This window comes from Flavobacterium sp. TAB 87 (assembly GCF_001529295.1).
Classification (GTDB): Bacteria; Bacteroidota; Bacteroidia; order Flavobacteriales; family Flavobacteriaceae; genus Flavobacterium.
The window spans coordinates 277,131-295,231 of the sequence record NZ_LLWK01000037.1; the positions used below are offsets into that span (position 1 = coordinate 277,131).

The 18,101-nt window shown below is 34.5% G+C and carries 13 protein-coding genes; 5 read left to right on the forward strand and 8 right to left on the reverse strand.

Going from position 1 to position 18,101, the window contains the following annotated elements; translation table 11 throughout:
* Positions 1–6: 6 nt before the first annotated feature.
* From AP058_RS10475 to AP058_RS10485, 3 genes are all read right to left on the reverse strand, one after another.
* The gene (locus AP058_RS10475; protein WP_066310236.1) at positions 7–1,983 is read right to left on the reverse strand and encodes a putative porin; all 1,977 of its coding nucleotides are present in this window, start codon (positions 1,981–1,983) and stop codon (positions 7–9) included.
* A 147-nt stretch (positions 1,984–2,130) separates the two neighbouring features.
* On the reverse strand, positions 2,131–3,600 hold the full coding sequence (locus AP058_RS10480; RefSeq protein WP_066310237.1) for a RagB/SusD family nutrient uptake outer membrane protein: 1,470 nt from the start codon (positions 3,598–3,600) through the stop codon (positions 2,131–2,133).
* A gap of 11 nt (positions 3,601–3,611) precedes the next feature.
* Positions 3,612–6,752, reverse strand: coding sequence for a TonB-dependent receptor (locus AP058_RS10485; RefSeq protein ID WP_066310238.1), 3,141 nt, complete (start codon positions 6,750–6,752; stop codon positions 3,612–3,614).
* A gap of 195 nt (positions 6,753–6,947) precedes the next feature.
* On the opposite strand from AP058_RS10485, the gene AP058_RS10490 reads away from it, so the two are divergent.
* On the forward strand, positions 6,948–7,607 hold the full coding sequence (locus AP058_RS10490) for a ribonuclease HII (RefSeq protein WP_066310240.1): 660 nt from the start codon (positions 6,948–6,950) through the stop codon (positions 7,605–7,607).
* Positions 7,608–7,753: 146 nt separating this feature from the next.
* Here the strand turns inward: AP058_RS10490 and lipB are convergent, their stop codons facing one another.
* From lipB to AP058_RS10505, 3 genes are all read right to left on the reverse strand, one after another.
* On the reverse strand, positions 7,754–8,464 hold the full coding sequence (lipB, locus tag AP058_RS10495; RefSeq protein WP_066310242.1) for a lipoyl(octanoyl) transferase LipB: 711 nt from the start codon (positions 8,462–8,464) through the stop codon (positions 7,754–7,756).
* A gap of 11 nt (positions 8,465–8,475) precedes the next feature.
* Entirely contained in the window at positions 8,476–9,228 is a 753-nt protein-coding gene (locus AP058_RS10500; RefSeq protein ID WP_066310244.1) for a hypothetical protein, read from the reverse strand.
* 70 nt (positions 9,229–9,298) lie between these two features.
* Positions 9,299–10,033, reverse strand: a complete 735-nt coding sequence (locus tag AP058_RS10505; protein WP_066310247.1) for a hypothetical protein — start codon at positions 10,031–10,033, stop codon at positions 9,299–9,301.
* 216 nt (positions 10,034–10,249) lie between these two features.
* On the opposite strand from AP058_RS10505, the gene AP058_RS10510 reads away from it, so the two are divergent.
* The 4 genes from AP058_RS10510 (at position 10,250) to AP058_RS10525 (ending at position 15,179) form a co-directional block, all read left to right on the forward strand.
* A complete protein-coding gene (locus tag AP058_RS10510; RefSeq protein ID WP_066310251.1) occupies positions 10,250–11,482 on the forward strand; it encodes a hypothetical protein in 1,233 nt (410 codons plus the stop codon).
* A 14-nt stretch (positions 11,483–11,496) separates the two neighbouring features.
* Positions 11,497–12,507, forward strand: coding sequence for a hypothetical protein (locus AP058_RS10515; RefSeq protein ID WP_231739636.1), 1,011 nt, complete (start codon positions 11,497–11,499; stop codon positions 12,505–12,507).
* A gap of 334 nt (positions 12,508–12,841) precedes the next feature.
* Positions 12,842–14,542: a lysine--tRNA ligase gene (lysS, locus tag AP058_RS10520; protein WP_066310257.1), complete on the forward strand. Its 1,701-nt coding sequence runs from the start codon at positions 12,842–12,844 to the stop codon at positions 14,540–14,542.
* Between the two features lie 172 nt (positions 14,543–14,714).
* Positions 14,715–15,179 carry a hemerythrin domain-containing protein gene (locus tag AP058_RS10525; RefSeq protein WP_066310260.1) on the forward strand — a complete coding sequence of 155 codons (465 nt, stop codon included), beginning with the start codon at positions 14,715–14,717 and terminating at the stop codon, positions 15,177–15,179.
* A gap of 82 nt (positions 15,180–15,261) precedes the next feature.
* Here AP058_RS10525 and AP058_RS10530 read toward each other — a convergent pair whose 3' ends face one another.
* Positions 15,262–16,866, reverse strand: coding sequence for a hypothetical protein (locus tag AP058_RS10530; protein WP_066310263.1), 1,605 nt, complete (start codon positions 16,864–16,866; stop codon positions 15,262–15,264).
* 196 nt (positions 16,867–17,062) lie between these two features.
* Positions 17,063–18,085, reverse strand: a complete 1,023-nt coding sequence (locus tag AP058_RS10535) for a 2-hydroxyacid dehydrogenase (RefSeq protein ID WP_066310265.1) — start codon at positions 18,083–18,085, stop codon at positions 17,063–17,065.
* Positions 18,086–18,101: the final 16 nt, after the last annotated feature.

Genomic DNA, 18,101 nt, shown 5'->3' on the forward strand with positions numbered 1-18,101 from the left:
TAAATTTTATTGAAAAAAATTCCAAACCAGACCAAAGCGAATCGTTAGGTCACGATACGGATTATCTGGTGCTGCATAATATTCATTTCCTGTGAAAGCTGCATTAAAATGCTCCACTTTAAAAAACAAACGAGTTTGACGAATGCGTGCGTTTACAAAAAAGTCGAAATTAGCATAATTGCCTATTTCCTTTTCATTTTGAACAAAGAATTCTCCAATCAACGGATTGTAATTATTACCGTAGTACTTAGTAAAGTAATTGAATGAAATACCAGTTTGCAAATACAATGCTTTTTTAAACAAATAATTGGTGTAATAAATCGTATTTCTAGTAACAAATTCTGGCACATTCAAGACCAAATCAGACTGTTTCACATTTTGATACAAAAGAGTATTATCGAGAGCAAAGCGACCAAATTTAAATTCTTTACCTACTTTTACCGAGAGATAATTGATACTATTCTCATATTGTTGTGGAGCGATGATTTGTGTGAAATTTGCTTTTTCTTGAATTGTACTGCTATCTTCAAAATACAAATGATCGTCTAAAACTGAATAAGTCGCCGAGAAATTAACCCACGGATTAATAATTGAAGCGTGAAGCGAATTTATTTTTTCGTTCTTGAAATTATTGGACCAATTGTATTGTACGTAACTACTTTGAAACAAATTATAGTTGTTGTTGGGTAATTTATTTATATTTTGATACTGCAGCTCAACCTGAATCTTTTCATTAAAAGAGTATTTTAACTGAGCGTCCAAATTAGACAACGATTGCTCTGTTATTGAGCGAGAGTATAAAAATCGTCCATTCCAATCATTCTTTTGGTATTCATATTGTCCTCCAACATTATTTATATTCTGACTTAAAGTACTTGGTATAATATCTTCAACACCTGTATTTGGATCAATATTAATAAGCACACGATTATAATAATAGTTGCTTCTAAAATCATCTGCAAAAAAGTAAAACTTTCCTAAAAGTACATTTTCGTATGCTAAACCAAATTTATTATACATTTTGTTGTAATGCGTTTGATCATTAATATCACTAAAAATATAAGGTTGACCAAAACGAACTGCCTGACTTGTGCCTACCGTCGATGCAACTGTGGGTTGCGTGTACTCAAAATCTTTATTTTCGTAATTGAACTGATGCGTAACATATAAATTATTATTGACATCGTTAGTGTTGATTCTAAAAGCATGATCTACAAAAAAGCGTCTTCCTTTTAAAAAAGAACGGGCATCTGTTAAAAAAACTTGTAAACGCTGTCTGTTTTTATAATCGGCATTACCACTTTCAAAATCATCTGGTGTGGTAATTCCACCATTTTCACTGTTTAAGATATCTTGATAGGTTACGTGCAAATTAAGAACGTATCTTTTATCAGTAGTATGATAGCTCGTCGTAAATCTGAAGTTGCCTGTGCTTGACAATTGATTAATATAATTTCCTTCCGAACGTAAACCACGATAAGCTGCAGAAAAATTAAGGTTCTTAGATGTATTTAAAGTAATGAAAGAATCGACATTTTGTCCTTTACCAATTGTACTATTAAAAAATAATTCGGTAAATGGCGTTGCAGCCGAATAATACTGAATTTGATTGGCTTCTAAGAAATTAAAATGCTTGGCCTTAAATCCAAATTCAGGATAAGGATCAAAGCTAGTCAAACTATAATCGAGCGTATTATACGTTTGTCCAATATTAGAAAAAGCTAACAGTCCAAAGTTATCTTTTCGTAAGTAATTGTGCTTGTAATACTTTTGTATTGTGAGCGACGTATCGGCATAAATAGTATCATGTTCTAAAGTAAAAATTTGATACTGATCTATAGTAGCAACCTTTTGTTTTACTTTTTGAACGGTGTCATTGATACTTTTATGCGTATCGTGTATATCAAATTTCGAATTCGGTTTTCCTTGAGCAAATAACACTAAAGGCAGTATTAAAAAAGATAAAAAAAAGAGAATCCTCATTGTATGATCGCTATATGGGTAATTATTTGAATAATTTTTAGTAAAGCAAAGGTAAAATATAAAAAGGTATAAATAAAAAATTAGTTCTTAAAGAAAAAACCCGATTACATAAAGTAATCGGGTTTAAAATTTTTATTATAGAGTAAACTACAAATCATTTTGTTTTACTAATGGATTTGCATTAATCTCATCGCGAGGTATAAGCCATTGCCATCTTTTATCTGATGCCGGTACAGATAAAACACCTCCAGTTAATGTCGAGTTATGGTTTGCTCCGGTACGATCTAAATCTGAATTGGTTCTTTTTAGATCCATAAATCTAAATCCTTCTCCCCATAATTCAATTCGACGTTGAAACATTACCTCATCTGCTAAAGCTTGACCTGTATTTGTTGACAGTACATATGATGGATTTCTCTTCTTTACCAAGTCAAATAAAACTTGAGCGGCATCAGCAGCACCTAATTTAGCTTTTGCTTCTGCTTCAATTAAATACATCTCTGCAGCACGCATATAAGGAACATCACAACGGCTATCTCCAGTACTTACTGATAAAAACTTTTGACTTGTATAAGGAAATTTTTTAGCAGCAGCAACTAAAACCACATTTGGATGAGCACCCGTTTTACTAAATATAGCAGCACGAACGTCTGTAGCAGGAATTTGATTGTACAATTTGCTATTTATTGCTTTTGGACACGCCTTAATTACAGCCGAGTTAAAATTACGAGACATGTATCCTCCAAAATTTGCAAAATAAGCAGTTTGAACCTCAACAACGTGGCTTCCCCACATCCATTCTTTATTAGAGTTATCATTAAAACCAGCAGTATACTCTGCAATGGTCATTAAATTTTTTCCTGCTCTCGCTTTAGCTGCATTATCCGCCGCAATTAACCAATTTCCTTGTACCAAATTAACACGAGCTTTTAATCCATAAGCTACTGGTAAATCTAGATGAGAATTGTTCTTTTTTTTATATCCATTCAATAATCCAATAGCTACATCAATGTCCTCATTAACTTGTTTGTATACATCTTCAACAGAAGATCTTCCAACAATATCTGTAGTTGATAAAACAAGAGGTACTCCATCTTGAGTATTTGCAGCACCACTAACGTATCTTTTACCATAGATCTGAACCAACTGAAAGTGGCCGAAAGCTCTATATAACAGTGCTTGCCCTTTTGTAATGTCTTTGTCTGCTTGAGGTCCTGAAGCTGCATCTGCATTGTTTATAATTGCATTTGCGTTTCTAATAATTTGATAAAATGTTCTGTAAGGAAATCGTACTTCAGATGAATTTTCATTGGAAGGAGCAGTCCAGTTATAAACACTAGAAAACCAGCTATTCGAAGCGGTGTACACTAAGTCTTCTCCTGCAATATCCATTTGCTGCATGATTCCTCCCACGCCAGTTTGTCCTTGACTCTCATATCTAATGTACATCGAACGGTGAATACCGTTCAATGCCAAATACAATGCATCGGTGTCTGCGGTGGCAGCATCCTCACTGATAAATTCAGTAGGAGTTTGGTCTAAAAAATCGCTTGAACACGACCCTAATACTAGAGTTGAAGCTGCGATTATTATATATTTTGATAAATTAATTTTCATACTATTTAAAATTAAAAGTTTAAATTAAGTCCTAATGAAAAAATTCTAGCAGGAGAAAACCTGTTTTGAGTAGTACCATTAAAATTTTGAGTTGGATCCATTCCTTGTTTCTTAGTAAAAAGAAGTAAGTTTTCTCCATTTACAAAAAATCTCATATTATCAACACCAATTTTTTCTGTAAAATTTATAGGTAATTTATACGATAAGTTGGCTTGTCTAAATGACAAATAATCTGAATCAACTAACCATCTGTCTGAAGATGCTGAAGATGCTGTATTTGTGGTAACGTCTAACCTCGGTACATTTGTTACATCTCCCGCTTTTTGCCATCTGTTTAAAATATCAGTACTTAAAGCTGATCCATAATCATTTCCTGTATGCATTAAAGATTGATAATTACTATCGTAAGTTTTACCACCCATTTGATACGTAAACATTACACTTAATTCTAAGCCTTTATAATTAAAGGTATTCGAAAAACTACCATATAAATCTGGCAATGCAGAACCGGCATATTTGTATAAAGCTTTCGTATGGTTTGTCGTAACATTCATACCATTTACAACGCGTTGCTCTGTATCTCCTGCAACAATTAGTGCTGGGTCTGCAACATATAATGCATAACCATCTGCAGAATCAACACCGTACCAGTCTCTCAACCAATATTCATAAATAGAACTACCAACTGTATATTTTTTAGTACCATTGATAATTTCTTTCTGTGGAAGAGAAGTAATTTCATTAGTTATTGTTGAAGCGTTAACAGTGAAATCCCAAGAGAAATCATTTGTTTTAATGATCGCTGCATTTAATGAAACTTCTATACCTTGATTAAACATAGAACCAATATTTTCAACTCTTGTATCTAAACCTAATGACAAAGGATTAGGAACATCAAAAATTAATCCGTCTGTTTTACGATTGTAATACTCAACTGTACCAGTAAATCGGTTTTTAAAAGCAGCAAATTCAAGCGCTAGGTCTGATTGTGTGTTTTTTTCCCATTTTAAATTAGGAGCTCCAATACCGTTAGAAAGAATACCTCCTTCTGAATCATTGTCATAACCTAAAGCATAAGTTGGCTGACTTACGTAAAAACTTAATCCTGTATTGCTGATATGAGAATCATTACCAACCTCTCCGTACGAACCTCTAATTCTTAAATCATCAATCCATGAACTATCTGCTAAGAAATTTTCTTTTGAAATGTTCCAAGCTGCTCCAACAGAGTAAAAATTACCCCAACGGTTGTCTTTTGCAAATTTAGAAGAACCATCTCTACGGAACGACCCAGAAATTAAATATCTTCCGTCGTAATCATATCCAAGTCTTGAGAAATAAGCTTCTGTAGCGTAATTTCTTTTATACGATTCTAAGTTAGTTACGGTAACAAAATTAATTAATTCTGAATTATCATTTACAACCTGTCCTCTTTTAGTACCTGTTACGTATGTAGTTTCATAATCAAAACTTTCATGACCCAATAACGCTGTTAAATTATGTACACCAAAAGATTTAGAATAATCTAAAATTTGATTAAAAGTAACGCCTGTATATCCATTAGAATCTTTTGATGCACCACCTAAACCAGCTGCATCTCCGATAACTTTGTTCTTGTAATCTGATGAATTTACAGATCTCTTATCGATAGCGTAGTTTGCTGTAAATTTAAGTCCTTCGTAAAGATTAAACTCAGCAAAAGTTCTTGCTGATAAAGCTATCGATTCCGCACGATCACTATTGTATAAAGTTTCATAAATAACATTACGACCATTTGATGCTCCCGTACCTCTTAATGTAGAGTATACTTTATCACCAGCGTCATCCACTAGGTAACTACCATCAGCATTATGATCGAAAACAGGATAAATTGGCCCCATGTATCTGATCGTTCTAAATGGATTATTAAATGATGAACTATTATCAGCTCCATCAACTGCACGATCAGAATCTGTAAGCGCTCCTGATAAATTCAAACCAGTTTTAAACCATTCTTTAAATTTTGAATTGATATTAACACGCGCAGTCGTTCTTTCGTAATCTGACTTCTTAATATTTCCTTGTTCATTTAAATTACTTATCGAAACAAAATAATTAGAAGTTTCGCTTTTTCCTTGGTACGAGAAATCTACATTTCTTCTTACACCAGCTCTAGAAAGTGGTTTTTCCCAATCTAAATCACCAGGATATAATAATGATGCATTTGGATTCAATTTACCATCAACGCCAACAATTTGATTATCTGCCACATTAAATGGGTTTGTGTATAACAAAGCAGCAATATTATTACTTGCATAAAGATTAGCAGCATCCATTTGAGTTGGAGTACTCATTGGTCTACTATTTCTTACTGCTTCCCACTCTAATGGGTAATATTGTTGCGCATTAACTCTATTGTATTCAGGAATTGACCTTGACGACAAACCTTGGCTTATGTTTAAAGTAAATTTATCTTTTGAAGATTTTCCTGTTTTTGTTGTAATAATAATTACACCATTCGCAGCTTTTGACCCATATAAAGAAGTTGATGCCGCATCTTTTAAAACACTCATGCTTTCAACATCAGCACTGTTAATAGTGCTAATGTCTCCGGTGTAAGGAACACCATCGACAATATATAAAGGTGTATTAGAGCCATTTATCGAGCTAAAACCTCTAATTCTAATTGCTGGTGCAGAACCTGGCTGACCTGCTGAACTTTGAACTTGCAAACCAGAAGTAGCTCCATCCAATCCTGCTAAAACATTTGTTAAAGCTCTATCTTCGATGTCTGCTGCTTTTATTGACGAAACTGAACCAGTATATTCAGATTTTTTAACACGTCCATATGCTACAACAACAACCTCATCCATTTGTTGAGCTGAAGATTCCATTTTAACATTTATTGCATTAGTTGCGCCAACGGTAATTTGTTTGTCGTTCATACCCACATATGAAAATAACAAAACATCACCCGTTTTTGCTTTAACGGAATAGCTCCCGTCAAAATCTGTTTGAGCAGTAATTTTACCACCCTTTACAAGTACATTTACACCTGGTATAGGTCCAGATGAATCTGAAACAACTCCAGAAACAGTTTTTTCTTGTGCAAAAGAAAACTGTACAGATAACGCTATCAATAGCGTAAAAATCCATTTAAATTTTAATTTCATACATTTAAGTTTTGAATTAGTTAGAACGCAAAAATCATAATAATATCTTAATAAAGCAACAGGTAGGGTCGCTTTATTTAATATTTAATTAACATTTGTGTTAATTAAATATTAAATGCTAATTTTGTCCTACAAATAAAAACGTGAGCTACTGATTTTCATTATCATAGATTATTAACACATAAAGTATATATTTTGTTAAAAATTTCCCATTCTACCGCAGATTACGAGGCTGGGACAGATGAGGCTGGTCGAGGGTGTTTGGCTGGACCAGTTACAGCAGCTGCGGTTCTTTTTCCTACAAATTTTAATAACCTATTAGTAAACGACAGCAAACAATTATCTGAAAAAACTAGAGAAATACTGCGGCCACTTATTGAATTTGAGGCAATATCGTTTGCAGTGACACATCTTTATCCGCCAGAGATCGATGAAATTAATATTTTGAATGCATCGATGAAAGCCATGCAAGAAAGCATATTGCGTTTAAATCCGGTCCCTGAATTTATTATTGTAGATGGAAATCGGGCATTGAATGCCAAGTTGGGAATAAAAAGCAAGACAGGAAAACAATTTTCTACACTCGAAATGGATCTCTTACAATCTATTCCAAATGAAAGTATTATAAAAGGAGATTCCAAGTATTTAAGTATTGCTTCGGCTTCGATACTGGCAAAAACCTATCGAGATGAATATATGAATACAATACACGAAGAGTTTCCAATGTACAATTGGAAGAAGAATAAAGGATATCCTACCAAAGAACATCGGGAGGCTATTAAAAAATACGGAACTACCAAATACCACCGAATGAGTTTTCGTCTTTTGCCAGATCAACTCGTATTGGACTTGTAATATTAAACTTATATCTCGTTTAAAAAGTATAAGATATCTATGAGAAGCACTAAAGATTCAAACATTCTAAAAAAGTGGAAAAACCTCTCTAGTTTCCAAGTTTACTAGCGTGATACTCTCAAAATTTGAAACTTGGAGAACTGTATTCAAGCTTCACAATGGTCAAAATCCGCTTCAAACAATTCTGAAAGATGCTTGATTATTTGCTTTTTCACTTGAGCTTCGTCGACATTCTCTACTCCTAGTTCGACATGTAGCGAAGTAACTGCTTTACCGCGTATTCCGCAGGGAATGATATTATCAAAATAGCCTAAGTCAACGTTTACATTTAAAGCGAAACCATGCATGGTAACCCAGCGCGATGCTCGGACACCCATAGCGCAAATTTTACGAGCAAATGGAGTTCCTACTCCCAACCAAACTCCTGTTTCGCCTTCACTTCTACCCGATTCTAAACCAAAATCTTTTAGGGTTAAAATGATTGCTTCCTCTAGGAAACGCAAGTACTTGTGAATATCAGTAAAAAAGTTTTCTAGATCTAGAATAGGATAACCTACAATTTGTCCTGGACCGTGGTACGTAATATCTCCACCTCGATTAATTTTGTAGAAAGTAGCTCCTTTGGCCTCGAGTTGCTTTTCAGATAAGAGCAAGTTTTGTAGATCTCCACTTTTCCCTAGCGTATATACGTGCGGATGCTCGACTAAAAGTAAGTAATTTGGAGTCGGCAAATTCAATTCTTCGCGGCGGTTTCTGATCTTTAAATCAACGATATCCTTGAATATTTTTTCTTGATACTCCCACGTGTCTTTATAATCTTTCTGACCTAGATCTTGCAGTTTTATTTTTTTATTCATCTCACTTAATATTATTCAAACTCAACAATTAGATCCAGCTTTTTGGGGTTTTCCATATAATCAGTAAACGGATATCGAACAGTTATTGATTTGCGGTCAGCACTAAAAAGCGCATCGGGATTAGAAACCTTTTTGATGCGTTTTGGAAAATTATACTTTAGAACATAATTAGACGAGGCAAAAATCATTTTATACATTCCAAGCGAATCTTCACTTACTGTATTGCTGTCTTTTGGAGCTACAGTCACTACTCTGTTGAATTTTTTTGCAGTATAAGAATAGGTTACATTCGAATTGTTATTAGCAAAATCGCTACCCATTCCAAGTGGATTTTCACTATTTGATTTTTTATCTAATTTTTGCAACGTTTGCATCGCTTTTAGCATATCTTGTAGTTCATTCACATTGGTAAAATTACTTTTAAGCGCTACTAAAAACTGCTTTTGTTCTGCATTCATTTTCATCTCTACAACAACGTTCTCTAGCTTTTTTAACTCTTGCTGTGTTTTAATCGGCAGTTTAGCAATACTATCTTTTTTTTTGGCAAACACTTGTTTAAAAGCAAAAGTAGTATCAATATTTTTAGATTGTTCTTCACTCAATCCAGCAGCCATTTGCTCTCCGGCCATCGCCATTAAAGCAGAACCATCCATATTTACAGTATATTGTCCGGTGCCATTTTCATCTATAGTAACAGTTTCCGTAAAAGTGCAACTCGTTAAAACAGCACTAAGCAGGGCCAGTAATAGGTAATGAATTTTCATTTTGGTTCTTTTTTTGCAAAGATACAAAGACAATTAGAGCTTGTCTATAAATTGGCTCTACATTAAATAATTAAATTTTATTCTCTAAAATCACTTCGACAGCAGTGCTTTCGGGATTTCTCAAACACTCTGTCAATAAAAAAGTAAGATGAATTGATTTTTTATCACTGCTAATAACTGCTTTTGAATTGGATACCGATTTTATTTTTCGTGGAAACTGATACCGCAAAACATATTCTTCTATAAGATTTTGGCCTGCTATTTTTTTGATTATCAAATCTATTTGCTCCTGTTGTTCTTGCAGCAAATTTTCGTTTGTAATAATAACTTTCCGCTTAAAAGTTGTACCATCAAATTCATACTGTACTTTATAATAGTGTTTCTCGGCCGTTAAAGCATAATTGAATTTTATATCATCGGCATAATTTTTAGCTTTATATAAATCGGGAATGGCACTTACCTCCTTAAAAGCTAGTGATGTTTGGTCTATAAATTCTTTATCAAAAGAGCTTTTTTTAGTAGACAGTAACACGTCATTATAACGGTCGAATAAATTCCGTTCCTCTGGCAAGTATTTTAAATAATTTTCAATGTATTTAAAAATGTACTCTTTAAATACCGTTGTAGTATCAACAAAAACATCTTCTCTTGAATAATTTTCTCCTGCTAGTTTCATATAACTATTCTCTACGCGAAGTTCTTCTATTGTGATCTCACCGCTTCCATCTGAATTAATAACGAGCGTTTCTGTAACTTGACAAGAACTAAAAAACAGCATAGTAAGACCTAAAAACAATGTTTTCATGTTTGATAATTATAGTATTATAAATGTAAATGTAATATAATTCCTATTGTTTTTTAATTTCACGATTTTCAAGTACAAGCAAATCAACTATAACGATTGCACTTACTTGTGTTCGAAAACAATAAACTAAAAAAACAATTTTTTTTTAATAAAAGTACTGTTAATCTTTGCATAAATTAAAAATAACCCAAAATCTAAATGCTCTAACTTATTTAAATGAACTTAAAAAGAAACAAATGGCTAGTTTTAAACCTACTACTTGCCAACATTTTGTTATTCAGCAGCTGCGACGATAACAGTAACGAAACAAATTACAATGCCAACTACTTGGCTATCATAGACGCTAGTAATTTACCCGCGGGAAACCATGCAATGACCATGTTTGAAGATGGGGAAAGCTCTGCAAAAATGTACAATAATAGTGACAGATGGTTTAGAGTCAATCAACCTTTGCAGGTGCTTCAAAAAGGTAAAGATTCAGTACAATTATCTCTGTATTCTCCTGTCGGACTTACGGATGTAAAGGTATATGCTAAACTTCCAAATTATGACAAACGCTTTGTCTTGTACCATTTTAGTAAAGTTCCGGCATTCCATCGTTCTTTTCACCAACTTCCCTTGACAGCTGGTAAAAATGACTATTTATTAGAAAACGGAAAGACAGTTACTATTGATAAAATTGAGGGGTTTTCAACTGGTTCGATCGAATTTTCTATTGAGTCAACTGATTCCTTGTATACCAAGTTGAAAAAAATTAAGTCATCGCACCTAGTACAGTTTAGCGATCAATACCATAAAGGAGAATTAGGTAAATTTTTACCAATGAATCCTGTTTTAGCAAAAGAAGCAATAACGATGATTCTAAATTATTCCTATGCTCTTAGTCATCCATTATACTACGAAGCTTTTGTGAATTTTGACAAATACAAACAAGATCAAGCTACCGTGGCAGGAAGAGCTGTTAACGGCGCTACCAATTGGCATGGTAACGCAGACGATTCCAACGGAACTTATGACTATTTATCTCAAACGCAAATAGAACAAATTTATTGGAATTACCTTGACGGAAGAACGTTAAACATGGCAATGGTTGGTGGAGAAGCTGCATTAGGCGGGGGCCCGTTAGCCTCACAATGGGAATCTGGTTATGTTGCCGGTCATTGGCGTGGCGATATGTCTATTTGGTCTCATGAATATTCACATCACATTGGTTATAGTCACACTAGTAATCTAGCAAACAGCGGCGAAGGCGGCGGACAGCAAGAAATGCTGACTGATTTTTATAAATATTTAATTCATTTAAATGATTTGCCATTTACGAACCCTGACATCTTACAAACTTGGACAAAAACAAGTTATTTGAGTGGTCCGTATAAAAAACCGACGTTTAAAATTGATGCAAAAAATCCATTTTTACTAAAATACAAAGGACAGGGAAAATGGAACTAAAAAATATATCTAAAATGAATAAAATTGCTTTTTTTATCGCAGTGCTTTGTGCATTTACAAGCTGTAGCAAAGATTCTGAAGACAGCGCTAGCGGTGTCGATTACGGTTATTACTATCCTATGCTAGATGCAACAATTACTGCGAGTCAAATAGGAGACGGTACGGGTAAATTAGATCCCAAAGGAATTGCAATCGCTAATGATAAACTATATGTATGCAATGGAGACCAATTGGATATATTTAATGCACAAACCTTAGCATTTGAAAAAACAATTCGTAAGTACATAAAAGGAACAACGACAATTGATTTCACAAAGCTTTCATCGATTTCTATAGAAGAAGGTCGTATTTATTTAGGAAGTGTGGATTCGCGAGTTTTTATTTTGGACGAAAAAACAACTGGCGGAATAAGTACATTAGGTAATGGACAATGGTGGACTACTTTTGTACACGTTTTTGGTGTAGTAGTTCGCGACGGACTTGTATTTGTCAAAGAGAAAGAAACTACTGTGAAGGTTTTTGAAGTTTCGCAAATTACAGAAACAAGTAATTGGAACTTAGCTCCGATTGCCAAATTAAATACCGTAAGTGGTTTTGACGAAATTTACTCTATGGACGTTTCTAATGGTAACTTGGTAATTGCCGGAAGAGACGCTAAAAGTTTTCTTTATTATAAAATAGCGGATATTCGCGCCAATGGAGCTGCTTCTTTAAGCACTCCAATGAGTCCGACAAAAGCCGCATTGGGCGACAATAGACCAACGTCGCTAAATTTCAGTACAGATTGGGCAATGACTTCCGAAAATATTGGAAATGTAAATTACGTGCGTTTGTACTCGAAAGAAGATTTTCTTAATAAAAATTACAATTCGATAGTGAGCAGCTCGGATATCTTGGGTAAAGAGAAATTCGGCACTATTTATAGTGTTGCGCAACTGGATGATCGTCTTTTTATATCGGATAATTCAAATCAGAAAATAAAGGTGATTAAGCTTAAAAAAGCATCGATAATCGAACAAAAATAAGCACATTTTAAAATTTTATTTTCGAAAATAGAATCTAAAATAGCATTATAAAAAAGAGCAATACTGTACTAACAGATTGCTCTTTTTTTTTGACTTATAATTACTCTAAGAAAAAAAGAAAGCTAATTAAAAATAGAAAACCTTCGGCTTTAGCCCCGATGGAAGCGGCATCCTTTTTTGCTTTTTCGGCAAAAAAGATATAGTGAACAGCGGGACCAATCGTGCTAAAAAGCAGTTAATTTTAGCTCCTTAAAAAACTTTGGCTTTGAAAGTTTGAAACGTTGCTACTTTGCTACTTAAAAAGTATCTTTGTAGACTTAAAAATCAGTAGACAATGGCCTTATCAGAACAAGAAATTATCCGAAGAGAAAAACTTCAAGCCTTACGTAACTTAGGAATCAATCCTTATCCTGCGAATCTTTTTCCTGTAAATCATACTTCGAAACAGATAAAGGAATCTTTTGAAGAGGGTAAAAAGGTGATTGTTGCTGGCCGTTTGATGAGTGTTAGAGATCAAGGAAAAGCTTGTTTTGCTGAGTTGCAAGATAGCGAAGGTCGCATTCAGTTGTACTTGAACCGCGATGTTTTGTGTGAAGGTGACGATAAGACATTGTACAACCAAGTCTTTAAGAAACTGACCGATTTGGGCGATTTTATTGGTATTGAAGGTGAATTGTTTACGACGAAAGTTGGTGCGCAATGCATTCGTGCTGATAAATTTACTTTTTTGAGCAAAACGTTGCGTCCGTTGCCGTTGCCTAAAGTGGATGAAGATGGAAAAGTGCACGATGCGTTTAATGATGCTGAATTGCGTTACAGAATGCGCTATGTGGATTTGACGGTGAACCAAAACGTAAAAGATACTTTTATTAAGCGTACTAAATTGTTTAATGCCATGCGTGGCTACTTTAACGATGCTGGATATTTAGAAGTAGAAACGCCTATTTTGCAAGCGATTCCTGGTGGTGCGGCGGCTCGTCCGTTTATTACACACCACAATTCATTGGACATTCCGTTGTACATGCGAATTGCAAATGAATTGTATTTGAAAAGATTAATTGTTGGTGGATTTGATGGAGTGTATGAGTTTTCGAAGAACTTCCGTAACGAAGGAATGGACCGAACACACAACCCAGAATTTACTGCGATGGAAATATATGTAGCCTACAAAGACTACAACTGGATGATGGAATTTACGGAATCTTTGTTAGAGCATTGCGCTATTGGCGTAAACGGAACCAGCGAAGCTACTTTTGGTGAACACCAAATTAGTTTTAAAGCGCCGTATGCCCGTGTAACGATGACAGATTCGATTAAACATTTTACTGGCTTTGATATTTCAGGTAAAAATGAAGCGGAACTTTTTGAAGCAGCAAAAGGAATGGGAATTGACGTGGATAACACGATGGGGAAAGGAAAATTGATTGATGAGATTTTTGGCGCTAAATGCGAAGGAAATTATATTCAACCGACTTTTATCACGGATTATCCTAAAGAAATGTCGCCTTTGTGTAAAGAGCACCGTGAAAATCCAGAATTGACGGAGCGTTTTGAATTGATGGTTTGTGGTAAGGAAGTAGCCAATGCTTATTCTGAATTGAATGATCCAATTGACCAAAGAGCGCGTTTTGAAGATCAAATGCGTTTGGCTGCTAAAGGTGATGATGAAGCCAACGGAATTATAGACGAAGACTTTTTGAGAGCCTTGGAATACGGAATGCCACCAACGTCTGGTTTGGGTATTGGAATGGATCGTTTGATGATGTTTTTGACTAATAATGCTTCGATTCAAGAGGTTTTGTTGTTCCCGCAAATGCGCCCCGAGAAAAAACAACAAATTGAATTGACCGATGAAGAAAAAGTAATCATCGATATATTGAAAGCAAATAACAACCAAGTTGAATTGCCTCTTTTGAAAGAGAAAGCGGGTTTAAGCGGTAAAAAATGGGATGTTTCCATGAAAAACTTAGCCAAACATGGTTTGACGAAAGTAGTGGTTGCTGGAGATTCTAAAATGGTAGAATTGGCAGAGTAAATCATCTGAAACTATAATATTGAAAAGCGAGAAATTCTTCAGTTGGATTTCTCGCTTTTTTGATGCGTCGTAACATAAATTTATAACAAATTCGAAACGATATGGTATAAACCTAGAAACGTAGGAATTTCCAATAAACAATTTGTATTTTTATAAAAAAATAAGTCCTACTATGGAAGATAAAAAACCATTAAAAAGAGCCACTGAATTGCAACCTCTTAGTCACGACCATCATTATGCTTTACAATTGTGTTGGAAAATAAGAACAGGATTCTCAAAAAATATAGCAGTAGAACGAATTAAATTATATACCGATTGGTTTTTTGAAAATTCTTTAGCCGAGCATTTTAAACTAGAAGAGCAAGATGTATTTACAGTTTTAGAGCCGGGAAATGAATTAGTAAAAAGAGCATTATTAGATCACGAAAGTTTAACTACTTTGTTTCACGCTCAATTGGATGTGAAAGAAAATCTAGAAAAAATTGAGTCTCTTTTAAAGGCGCATATTCGTTTTGAAGAAAGAGAATTGTTCGCTGAAGTGCAAAAAATTGCAACCCCGCAACAACTTGAAAAAATAGAAGCTGCGCATGCACAAGATGATTTTAAAGAATACGATAAAGACGAATTCTGGCTGTAAGTGCTGCAAAAATCGGGAATAAAAAAAGGGAACCTCAAATAGAAGTTCCCTTTTTCCGTTCTTAAAATAAAATTGAGGGGTTTTATTTTAATTTATTTTCTGTATCTGTAAAATTCCCTGTAATAGTTACACCGTTGTTTTTAGTAACTTTTCCATAGATTGTAATTGTAGATCCCGAAGCAAATTCTAATTTGGCGTTGCTATTCAAGATAAGATTTCCGTAGATTACCACGCTACCATCTATTTTTAAAGTTCCGTTAACATTAAAATTAGTGCTCTCACTGCGGTACTGTCCTTGTGCCATAGATCCTTTCATTGTAAACACACCATTACTATTGATGTTTACACCTTGACTAATGGAAAGTGAACCACAGAATGCTAAATTTTGATTAACGTTAACTCCTTGCAATGAAGTTGCGCCTTGATAATTTAAGCTCTCACCAGAATTTACATTCAGCCAATTTCCACCCTTATAGGTTGGAAAGCTAGCGCAATCAAGAACTGCATTTAATTTTTTAATAATCTTCAATCCACCTTTGCCTGTAGCAACAAAAATATAATCACCAACACTTTTTACATAATTAGAAGAATCTCCTAAGAAAATACTTCCAATAGAAACTAACGTATTGTTGGTGTTTTTGTAAACCGCAACTCCCGCAGCACCGTTAGCAGCATACACGTATTCTCCATTTACCGAAACAGCATTCGTTACTATGTCTATTTGATCAACGTTTGCGATTCCGGTTGGCAAACTTAACGTTTGCAACAAACTTCCCGCTACATTATACACCTGCACTCCGTTGTAACCGTTAGACACCACTAAATTAGAGCCTTGAAAATCGATTGTTCTTTTTGCATCAGGAACATCTGTCGCTGTTGTTATCGACGAAATCAATGCCATTGAATCTCCATTGTATATTTTAATTCCCTGAGTTCCGCTCATTACCACAACTTTATTGTCCATCAAACCCAAAGCTCTTAAATCTTCGACCGCTATAGCAGTTTGAATGGTATTGGTTGTTTTATTGATTTTGGTTACAGCACCCGTAAAACCAGAAATTGAATAATAACTTGAATTGGCTACTGCTACACCTGTACTTACCTTTCCTGCTACTGAGACCATGGTATAGTTATTACTCAATAAGCCGTTTTGCAAAGTCATTTTTGCTACAAAAGCTGGTGTAGGCAGCTCCGGATTGGCATCTAAACTTGTAGCTCCTGTTAAATAAAGAACTCCATTGTTATACACAACCGTGTTGATATCTGTATTTGGCAATAGTGCCTGAACAACTAATTTTGGACTGTTGGGCTGTGAAACATCGATCACATCAATTCCACCTAAATAAGTTTCGCCTTGGGTACTGTATGCAACATACACATAATTATCTTTTACATCAACATGCGTTGCTGTAAGTGTTTTTCCTTCATAAACTGGCGGTTTAACTTCTGCTAATAAAGACATTGGAAAATTATCAGCTCCCGAAGAAGATTTTGAAGTTAGTTTTGACGTCGTTAGCGTTATCACTCCCGATTTCTCAAAATCCATTCTATTCGCCAACAAATTACTATCTGAGTTTAAAACTACTTTTGCTACTGCATTTGTAGCAGAATCGTTTACATGGTCTGATTGACACGCTTGCAAAAGCACTGCAAGCACTAAAAATACAGTAAAAAGATTTTTTTTCATGTTTATAATTTGGTTTAGAGAGCGCAAAATTACTTTATAAAAGCATTCTAAATACATCATTATCAATGTTTAACACATTTGAACTTTTTTTAGCAATGTTCCGGCATAAAAAGTAATTAATTAAATAGATTTAACACTAAATAAAGTTTTAATGCATAAAAAAAATTCTTATGTAGTTCTTTATAAATCACTTATGCTAGACCAACTGTGTCAATTGATCTTTTGTTTGACCATTAAGTGCTAATTCTTTTACGTTACTCAACGTAATTAACGCTATTTGAGTCAAAGCTTCATTGGTAAAAAAAGCTTGATGTGCGGTTACCAACACATTTGGGAAACTCATTAAACGCTGAATTTTGTCGTCCTGAATTATATCGTCGGATAAATCTCTAAAAAATAATTTTTCTTCTTGTTCGTAAACGTCAATTCCTAAGTAGCCAACTTTGCCGCTTTTTAGACCCTTAATTACGTCTGAAGTGTTAATTAAAGCACCACGACTTGTATTAATTATCATGACATTAGTTTTCATTTGGGCCAATGTCTTTTTATTGATAAGGTGGCGTGTTTCGTCATTTAAAGGACAATGAAGTGAAATGATATCGCTTTTTTTAATTAACGTGTCTAAAGCAACATACTGAACTCCATCCGCTTCCATTCCCGAATCTTTAACAACATCATAGGCTACAACTGTGCTGCCAAATCCTTTTGCAATTTTAGAAAATGCTTTACCAATATTACCAGTTCCTATAATTCCGATTGTCTTTCCGTGCAAATCAAAACCCAATAATCCATGTAAAGAAAAATTTTGTTCGCGCACGCGATTGTATGCTTTATGTGTTTTACGGTTTAAGGTTAAAATCATTGTCATAGCATGTTCTGCAACCGCCTCAGGCGAATAAGCGGGCACTCTGCAAACTTGAATTCCGTGCTTTTTGGCTGCTTCCAAGTCCACATTATTAAAACCTGCACAACGCAAAGCGATAATTTTGACTTCTTTTTCTGCTAGCTTTTTAATAACAGCGGCATTAACCACATCATTCACAAAAACACAAACAATAGCTTTATTGTCAACCAAAGTAACGGTTTGCTCGTTCAATTGAATGTCGAAGAACTCAAGTTCAAAGCCAAAATCGGCATTGTATTTTTCGAAAAATGTCTGATCGTACGGCTGGGTCGAAAAGAAAGAAATTTTATGTGAAAGTAAATTGATCTTAGTCATGATTTTAGTTACTGTT

Coding starts and splice junctions, on each gene's coding strand:
- AP058_RS10475 (WP_066310236.1), bottom strand. CDS start 1,983: ATGAGGATTCTCTTTTTTTTATCTTTTTTAATACTGCCTTTAGTGTTA.
- AP058_RS10480 (WP_066310237.1), bottom strand. CDS start 3,600: ATGAAAATTAATTTATCAAAATATATAATAATCGCAGCTTCAACTCTA.
- AP058_RS10485 (WP_066310238.1), bottom strand. CDS start 6,752: ATGAAATTAAAATTTAAATGGATTTTTACGCTATTGATAGCGTTATCT.
- lipB (WP_066310242.1), bottom strand. CDS start 8,464: ATGAATAAAAAAATAAAACTGCAAGATCTAGGTCAGAAAGATTATAAA.
- AP058_RS10500 (WP_066310244.1), bottom strand. CDS start 9,228: ATGAAAATTCATTACCTATTACTGGCCCTGCTTAGTGCTGTTTTAACG.
- AP058_RS10505 (WP_066310247.1), bottom strand. CDS start 10,033: ATGAAAACATTGTTTTTAGGTCTTACTATGCTGTTTTTTAGTTCTTGT.
- AP058_RS10510 (WP_066310251.1), top strand. CDS start 10,250: ATGAACTTAAAAAGAAACAAATGGCTAGTTTTAAACCTACTACTTGCC.
- AP058_RS10515 (WP_231739636.1), top strand. CDS start 11,497: ATGAATAAAATTGCTTTTTTTATCGCAGTGCTTTGTGCATTTACAAGC.
- lysS (WP_066310257.1), top strand. CDS start 12,842: ATGGCCTTATCAGAACAAGAAATTATCCGAAGAGAAAAACTTCAAGCC.
- AP058_RS10525 (WP_066310260.1), top strand. CDS start 14,715: ATGGAAGATAAAAAACCATTAAAAAGAGCCACTGAATTGCAACCTCTT.
- AP058_RS10530 (WP_066310263.1), bottom strand. CDS start 16,866: ATGAAAAAAAATCTTTTTACTGTATTTTTAGTGCTTGCAGTGCTTTTG.
- AP058_RS10535 (WP_066310265.1), bottom strand. CDS start 18,085: ATGACTAAGATCAATTTACTTTCACATAAAATTTCTTTCTTTTCGACC.